The 7,677-nt window shown below is 74.4% G+C and carries 3 protein-coding genes; 1 reads left to right on the top strand and 2 read right to left on the bottom strand.

All coding sequences use genetic code 11. The annotated features are described in order from the left end of the window. The first annotated feature begins 295 nt into the window (after window positions 1-295). On the top strand, window positions 296-1,120 hold the full coding sequence (locus UO65_RS27510) for a TIGR04222 domain-containing membrane protein (RefSeq protein WP_035288154.1): 825 nt from the start codon (window positions 296-298) through the stop codon (window positions 1,118-1,120). A 72-nt stretch (window positions 1,121-1,192) separates the two neighbouring features. Here UO65_RS27510 and UO65_RS27505 read toward each other — a convergent pair whose 3' ends face one another. Then, window positions 1,193-6,976, bottom strand: coding sequence for an ExeM/NucH family extracellular endonuclease (locus UO65_RS27505; protein ID WP_035288151.1), 5,784 nt, complete (start codon window positions 6,974-6,976; stop codon window positions 1,193-1,195). Window positions 6,977-7,219: 243 nt separating this feature from the next. Further along, window positions 7,220-7,627 carry a hypothetical protein gene (locus tag UO65_RS27500; RefSeq protein WP_146241322.1) on the bottom strand — a complete coding sequence of 136 codons (408 nt, stop codon included), beginning with the start codon at window positions 7,625-7,627 and terminating at the stop codon, window positions 7,220-7,222. Window positions 7,628-7,677: the final 50 nt, after the last annotated feature.

Here is a 7,677-nt window from a genome sequence, read left to right as displayed (position 1 = left end):
CATGATCGCCATAGGGGCCCCGGCCAAACACATCCACCCAGCCGGGCACCACCACCAAAACCCCGGGCTCCAGAACAGAGCACAGCCACCCAGCCGGACACCCACAACAAAACCCCGGGCTTTGAAGGACACAGGCACGGCTGAGCAACCGGACCGGCACTCTGCGACACGGACACGGCAAAGCCCACCCGGGCACCACAGCTCGCTGAACGCCCCAGGAGCGCACAGCACCGGGGAATCGGCCATCGGGGTGATCAACCTCCATCCCGCCCGCCCCGCCGGCTAGCCTGGGGGCATGGGTGGGCTGGGGTGGGCCTGGGCGGGAGCGTTCGCGCTGGTCGTCGCCGTCCCGCTGCTCCTGCACGCCCACGACCGCTCCCGAGCGGCCCAGCACGGGGACCGGATCGCCGCCGGGGACGAGTGGAGCGCGTTCTCCGTGGGGTTGCTCACCGGCGGTCCCCGGCGGGCGGTGGACACCGTGATCGTGGGGTTGTTGGAGCGCGGGGTGCTGCGGGCCCGGGGCGGGGTGATCAGCCGGGCGGGTCGGGGCGGGACTCTGTCGGGGATGGAGCGGGCCGTGGTGGATTCGGTGGGGCGTGGGGTGCGGTTGTCGAGTTTGCGGTTGGCGGCTGTGCTGGTGGAGAAGCGGCCGTTCCTGGTGGTGTACCGGACGTTCCAGGAGCGGGGGCTGGTGGTGGGCGGTGGGTGGCGGCGGCACTGGGCGATCCTGCAGTGGGCGGTTCTGCTCTGCGGCACCTCGGTCGCTGTTCTGTACCTTGTGGACAGGCGGGCTCTGGACGGGACGTTCGCCGCGGTGGGGGTGGCGGGGTTGTTCGCGGTGCCGGTGGTCCTGCTGGCCGCGCGGCGCGGCAGGCTCGGGAGCGATCCGAGGACCGCGCTGGGGCACGCGGTGTCGCGGCGGTTGCGGGAGCGGGTGGTGCACACGCGGGCCGACGCGGTGGCCGGTGGTGGGCTCGCCGGGATCGGGGACCGGTTGGTGCGGATGAGCGTCCAGGACGTCGAGCCCGACGGGGTGTGGGGGCCGTCGGCGAAGGGGTCCGCGCGCGACCTCACCGAGTTGAACTGGCTGGCCGACGAACTGATCCACAACACGGCCTGACTTCCCGCGCCGTCGTAGAAGAGGGAGGACCCCGGCACGGTCCGCGCCGGGGTCCTCTTCGTCAGCCCGTTCCTACTTCAGCACGACCGGCACCGGGACCACCTGGTCCGGCACCCCGGGGAAGGTGACCTTGATCGACACGGTCACCGGTCCGGTCGGCTTCTTCGCCGTCTTCCACGGCAGCACGAACGTGTTGGTGGACAGGTCGTACACCGGCTGGGCCGCCGCGAGGGACTGCGCGCCCGACGCCGACACCGTGACCCGGCCGCTGAGCAGCAGCAGGATCGAGGTGAGCGGCAGGGGCCTGCCCGACGCGTCGGTGAGCTGGAAGCGGATCGGCACGACCGCGCCCGCCTGGGCCGTGGCGCCCGGGGCCAGCACCTTCACGCCGACCTGCACGGACTGGGTGAGCGCGCCCGTGCTCGGTGTGGAACCCGAGTACGCGGCGGTCACCGGGTGCGCGCCGAGGCCCAACGCGGAGATCGGCTCCGACACCGCCTTGCCGCCGACCACCGGCACCGGCCTGCCGAACGCCCGCCCGTCCACCGCGAATTGGACGGTGCCCCCGGTCGCGCCGGAGACGGTGGCGGTGAACCGCACCGCGGCACCGACGACCGACGGGTTCGCCGAGGAGGTGACCACGGTGGTCGTCGTGGCGGGGGCCACCACGACCGAGTACTCGCGGCTGGTGCCCGACACCGCGTTGGTGGCGGTCACGGTGAACGCGTGCGTGCCCGCGGTCGTGGGCGTGCCGGACAGGGCACCGGCCGGGGACAGGGTCAGGCCCGGCGGCAGGGTGCCCGCCGTGACCGACAGCGCCACCGGTTCGCCACCGGTGTGCGGGACGGTCGCCGAGTACGCGGTGCCGACCTTGCCGTCCGGCAGGGTGCCCGACAGCGCCACCGGGTCCACGCCGTCGTAGGTGGCGGTGCCCGTGGCGGGGAGCAGGTCGGCGGAGCCCGGGTACGCGGCGGTCACCGGGTGCCCGCCCACGGCGGCAGGGACGGTGATCGACGCCGTGCCGTCCACGAGTTCCGCCGTGCCGAGGGTGGTGGTGTCCTCGGTGAACGCGACCGTGCCGGTGGGCGGCGCCGGGCCTGCCACCGTGGCGGTCAGTACCACCGAACCACCGGTCGCGACCGGTGACGGTGCGGCCGTCACCGACACCGTGGCCGCACCACGGTCGACGTGCAGCGAGGTGGCGAACTCCGTCGAGCCGTAGGCGTTGGTGGCGCGCACGGTGAAGGCGAAGTCGCCCGCCGCGGTCGGCACGCCGACCAGGGTGCCGGACTCGGTCAGCGACAGCCCCGGCGGGAGCGACCCGGCCGAGACCGTCGTGGCGGCCGGGCGGCTCAGGGTGAACCCGTGCGTGTACGGCGCCCCGACCGTGCCCGCCCGCGGTGCGCCGGACACCTCGGCCGCCGTGCCCAGGTCCAGTCCGACCAGGACCGGGTCGTGGTCGCTGGTGCGGAAGCGGTCCGGCGCGTACAGCGACGCCACCTGGCCCGGGGTCTTGAAGTCGGTGTTGTAGTCCAGCACCGACGGTTCGTCCGCGTTGTGGTGGGCCTCCCCCGCGCCGGTCACCTGCGGGGTGAGCGACGCCGAGGACAGCGCGTGGTCGAGGTAGCCCCACTGGCCGTCGAACACGTACGAGTAGGTGGTCTCGCCCTGGTACTCCTTCGCCAGGTTGGTGTACCCGGCCGCCGCCAGGGCGGTGATCGGGTCCTCGCCCGCGTAGGAGTTCAGGTCGCCGACGATGAGCACGTCCGGGTCACCGGCGGCGGGGACGACCGTGCCGCCGAGCCAGTTCGCCAGCTCGTTGGCCTGCTGGGTGCGCCGGGCGTTCCAGCAGCTCTGGCCGTCGCCCTGGTCGGTGTCCGGGCCGGTGGTGGGGCAGGAGCCCTTGGACTTGAAGTGGTTCGCCGTGACGGTGAACCGCGCACCGGCCGGGGTCCGGAACGTCTGCGCGACCGGGCGCCGCTCGAACACCGGGTTCTGGTCGACGAACGTCGCGCCCGCGACCGGGGTCACCCGGGCCGGGCGGTAGAGCAGCGCGACCTTGATGGCGTCGGTGCCCGCCACGTCGACCACGCCGGTGGCCGCGTCGGCGTCGACGAACGCCCAGGAGCCGGGGCCGTCGGCCGCGTTGAGGGCGTCGACCAGTGCCTGGATGGCGCTGGTCGGGCCGTAGCCGTCGTTCTCGATCTCCATGACGCCGGTGACGTCGGCGTCGAGGAAGCGCAGCGACTCGACCTCCTTGGCCAACTGGCGCTGGTACTCGGTGTCGCTGGTCGCGCCGCGGCAGTCGGCCGGGCCGCCCGCCGTGCCGAAGCGGCAGCCGGTGTAGGTGTTGAAGAAGTTGAGCAGGTTCGCGCCCGCCGTCTTCACCGCTCCGGCGCCGACGTCCGGGCGGCTGGTGGGCCGCTCGTTGACCGGGTCGAAGGTGGCCGTGCCACCGAGGGCGCCGATCGGCCGCAGCCGGTAGGCGTTGCCGGAGGCGGCGTTGCCCGCCCAGGTGTAGGTCAGCACGCCGACGGCGTCGGTGACGGTGTCGCCGCCGCGCAGGGTGTTCGCCGCCGACAGCGGTTGGCCGCCGCGGCCGAAGGCGATCGGGTCGGGGTTCTGCGCCTGGGTGGCGTCGTCGATGATCAGGCGGTTGAGGTTGTTGGCGTTCTGCCGCGCCGCGACGGCCGCGGCGTCGGAGGCGGGGATGATCGAGGTCGGCTGCGGCAGCTTGCCGCCGGAGGAGACCACGACCTGTCCGAACCGGCCGAGCTGGAAGTGCTCGGTGACGGTCAGGGTCTGGTGCAGGCGCACCAGCATGCCCTCGTACGGCTCCAGGTCGGCCGCGCTGGCCCGGGGCAGGGTGACGTCGGTCGGGGTGACCGGCGCCCGGGTGCCGCAGGACCGCACGTTCGCGGTGGTCGGGGAGAGCTGCGTCTGGCCCTGGAACTCCGAGACCGGGCCGCTCACCTCCACGACGTCGCCGTTGGACACCAGGTCGGCGCCGTTGTCGAAGACGAAGATCCCGTCCGAGGTGGCCGGGTCGCCGTCGCCGCCGTCCTGGAGGTGGAAGCCGCGCAGCGCGGGGCTGGCGCCCTCGTGGTCGGCGACGACGGTGCCGCGCACGGTCACCGACTGGCCCGCCTTCGGGCTGGTGTCGGTGCTGCCCTGCACGGAGCCGATGGTGGCCACCGGGACGGTGCAGGCCGGGGCGGCGCCCACGGTCACGGTCGCGCTGATCGACTTGCGCTGCGCGAGCGGCAGTTCCTTGGCGATCACGCCGTCGCCGTAGAACACCGTGTCGCCGGAGTCGGCCAACACCTGGATCGTGGAGGTGTCGGTGAGCGAGTCCGGCACCGAGACGATCGCCTCGGGCTTGCCGGTGGCCGCGACCGCGTCGAGCGAACCCGCGCGGAGCACCGGCTGGTGGGTGGCGTCGCCGTCCCAGCCGTAGAGCTTGAACTCGCCCGCCGCACCGGTCCCACCGTCGGACGGACCGGCGATGACGAGGTACTGGTTGGCGGCGTTCTTGCGGATCTCCCGCACGCCCCGGCCGCCGAGGTCCCAGCGCAGCGCGGACCCGAAGGTCGCGGTGGTGCCGGTGGTCGGGTTGGCCGCGACGAGCGCCGCCGGGTTGGTCAGCGGGACCACGACCGCCTTGCCGTCTACGGTGACCGGGCCGCGCAGGGCCAGCAGCAGGTCGCCGTTCGGGGCGAACTCGGCGCCCTCCAGGTTGAACCCGGTCGGGCCGCCGTCGCCCTCGGGGGCGCGGGTGGCCGCGGCGGCCAGGCCGAGCGCGGCGCCGTTGGCGTTGTCCCAGGCGATCAGGTCGTCGCGCAGCTTCTGGTAACTACCGCCCAGGGCGAGGGTGGCCGTCGTGCCGGTGCCGGTCACCGTGGTGGTGAACAGCTCCTGGCGGTTGAGCCGGGTCTTGGCCGAGGAGTTCTGCCCCTGCGAACCGACCCAGTAGATGGTGTCGCCCCGCCGGGCCGCGGCCTCGATGTCGATCTCGCGGGTGACGTCGGAGTCGCGCAGGGCCAGGCCCGCCGCGCGGACGTCGAACGAGGAAGCCGGGTAGCGGGAGTGCTCGCGGTCGTAGACGCGCAGCACGTTGGTCTCGTCGTCGGCGACGACCATGGCGCCGCCACCGAGGTCGACGGCGGTGCTGGCGTCGCTGCCGCCGTAGTGGTTGTGCGTGCCCGCGGGCAGCGCGGCGGAAACCGAGACCGGGAAGGTGGTCTGGGCGGTCAGGTCTCCGTCGGAGACGGTGACGGTCAGCGTGGTGTGGCCGACGCCGACGGGGTTGACCGCCAGCGTGCGGGTGGCGCCGGTGCCGGTGGTGCCGCCGGTGGCGATGGCGGGGTCGGCGCTGGTCACGGTGGTGATCAGGCCGCTCGCCGGGGACTGCGCGTCGGCGACGTCGACCGTGCGGACCGCGGGCGGGTTGTCCGGGTCACCGATCGTCACGGCCAGCTCGGGCACTGGGACCGGGCTGATCGACGGCGCGGTGTTCGGCGCCGTCGACACGGTCACGGTCGCGGTGCGGCTGTTCGCGGTGCCGCCCGGGCCGCTGACGCGGACCCAGTAGGAGGTGCTGGCGGTCAGCGGCGGGGTGGTGAAGGAGGCGCTGTCGGTGCCCACCGGGGTCGACTGGTCACCCGCCGAACCCTGGAACCACTGGTGGGACAGCGGACCGGTGCCCGAGGCGGCGACGGTCAGCGTGGCGGTGCCGCCCGGGCCCGCGGTGGCGTCGGCTGGCTGGGTGGTGATCGACGGCGCGGTCGGGGCGGTGTCCGCCGCCGGGGCGAACGCGACCCCGCGCAGGGCGGTGTTGGCCGCACCGGTGCGCAGCGTGGTGCCGGTGGCCGCGATCGGGGCGGCGGGGGCGGCGGAGTCGTCGACCCGGACCAGGGCGCCGGTGCCGGTGCTGGTGGTGGCGAACAGCGTCACACCAGACGGGGTCACCTGCCCGGTGATGCCGCGCGCGCCGCTGCCGTTCGGCCGGAACGAACCCTGCGCGGTCCAGGCGGTGCCGTCCGAGGAGAACTTGAGGACACCGCCACCGGGGGCGGCGGAGTCGTCGGCGACGTAGAGGGTGTCCACCCCGGGCACAGCCGGGTCGCGGTCGAGCGCGACGACCCCGTACGGGCTCGGCGCCGCCGCGACCAGGGTCGCGGTCTGCCCCGCGGTGGTCGGCTGGCCCGCGCCGAGGGTGTAGACGCCGGTGGTGCCGCTGCCGGTGGCGAAGAAGAGCTGACCGCCCGCCGCCGTCACCGTGCGGATGTTGGTGGGGGAGGCGGCGAGCTGGGTGCTCGCGCCGCCGCCGTGCGGGACGTACCGCACGCCGCCGTTGGCGCCCACGGCCCAGTGCCCGCCCCCGTCGGCGGAGGTGGCACCGCGGATGTTGTTGCCGCTGAACGCGTCGGTGACCGCGGTGGAGCTGTCCACGGTGCCGTCACCGGCCACGCGGGCGACCACGCGGTTCACCGAGGCGGTCGTGGTGCTCGCGACACCCGCCGTGCCGGGGGCCGCGTCGTAGCCGCCGAGGGTCAGGTGGCGGCCGTCCTGGGAGAGGGACAGGGCGCCCTCGGAGGTGGCGCTGCCGCTGAGGGTCACCCTGCGGTTCGCACCGGCGGTGGCCGTGGGGAGCGGGGTGGACCGGACCAGGGTGCCGGTCGCGGTGTACTCGTCCAGGAAGGTGGCGGTGGCGGTGTTGCCGAGGGCGGCCTCACCGGTGCCCACGCGCAGGACGACCAGGTCGCCGGGGGTGAAGGGGGCGGCGGACGCGGGCTGCGCGGCCAGGACGGCGATCGAGGGTACGACCGCGACGGCGGTGACCAGCGCGACCGTCAACGGCCTCGGTGGTCGGGTTCTGCGGAGTCGCAAAGGTGCTCCAAGCGGCGGGGGACCGGACCTGCGGCGACCCCCGACCGCCAGTGGGCCGGGCGTCACCCGCATGGGCGTCGTGGGCGGCGAGGACCGCGTTACCGCGAACCACCGCCCGCACCCCGCATGTCACCTGGTGTTCCCCGGGATTCCGCCGACCGGCCCACACCGGTACCCGCGAACGCCCCCGGTACCCGGTACGGTCCCCGTTCAGCCCGACTGCGGCGGCTGCTGCCCGTGGGCCTGCGGCGGGTACGCCTGCTGCTGGGGCGGTGCCTGCTGGGGGACCGGACCGGACGGCGGGTACTGCTGCGGCGGCCCGTACTGCGGCGCCTGCCACTGCTGCTGCGGCGCGGCGGCCGCCCGCCCGGGCGCGAACGCCACGGCCCCGACCATCCACGCGACACCCGCGACCGCCAGGACCCCCGCGAGCGTCGTGGCGGGCCCGAAGTCGTCCAGGTTGGGCTCGTCGTGGACGACCACCCCCTGCACCCGGAAGTTCGACGTGGCGGGACGGCTGGAACTCCCGCCGCCGTCGAGGTTGAGGGTGCCGAGGGCGACAAATCCGGCCGAGCCGAGCAGGCACAGCACGCCGAGGACGAAGCACACGATCCGCATGGCGGCCACCCTGGCACACCCGCCGCGCCCGCACCCCGGAATCCGCGCCA

The organism is Actinokineospora spheciospongiae (genome assembly GCF_000564855.1).
Classification (GTDB): Bacteria; Actinomycetota; Actinomycetes; order Mycobacteriales; family Pseudonocardiaceae; genus Actinokineospora; species Actinokineospora spheciospongiae.
Note: the sequence above shows the minus strand (reverse complement) of the source record. Positions and strands in the feature narration are given on the sequence as shown.

Bases quoted from the DNA above. Each gene is read 5' to 3' on its own strand.
- UO65_RS27510 (WP_035288154.1), top strand. From the start codon at position 296: ATGGGTGGGCTGGGGTGGGCCTGGGCGGGAGCGTTCGCGCTGGTCGTC.
- UO65_RS27500 (WP_146241322.1), bottom strand. From the start codon at position 7,627: ATGCGGATCGTGTGCTTCGTCCTCGGCGTGCTGTGCCTGCTCGGCTCG.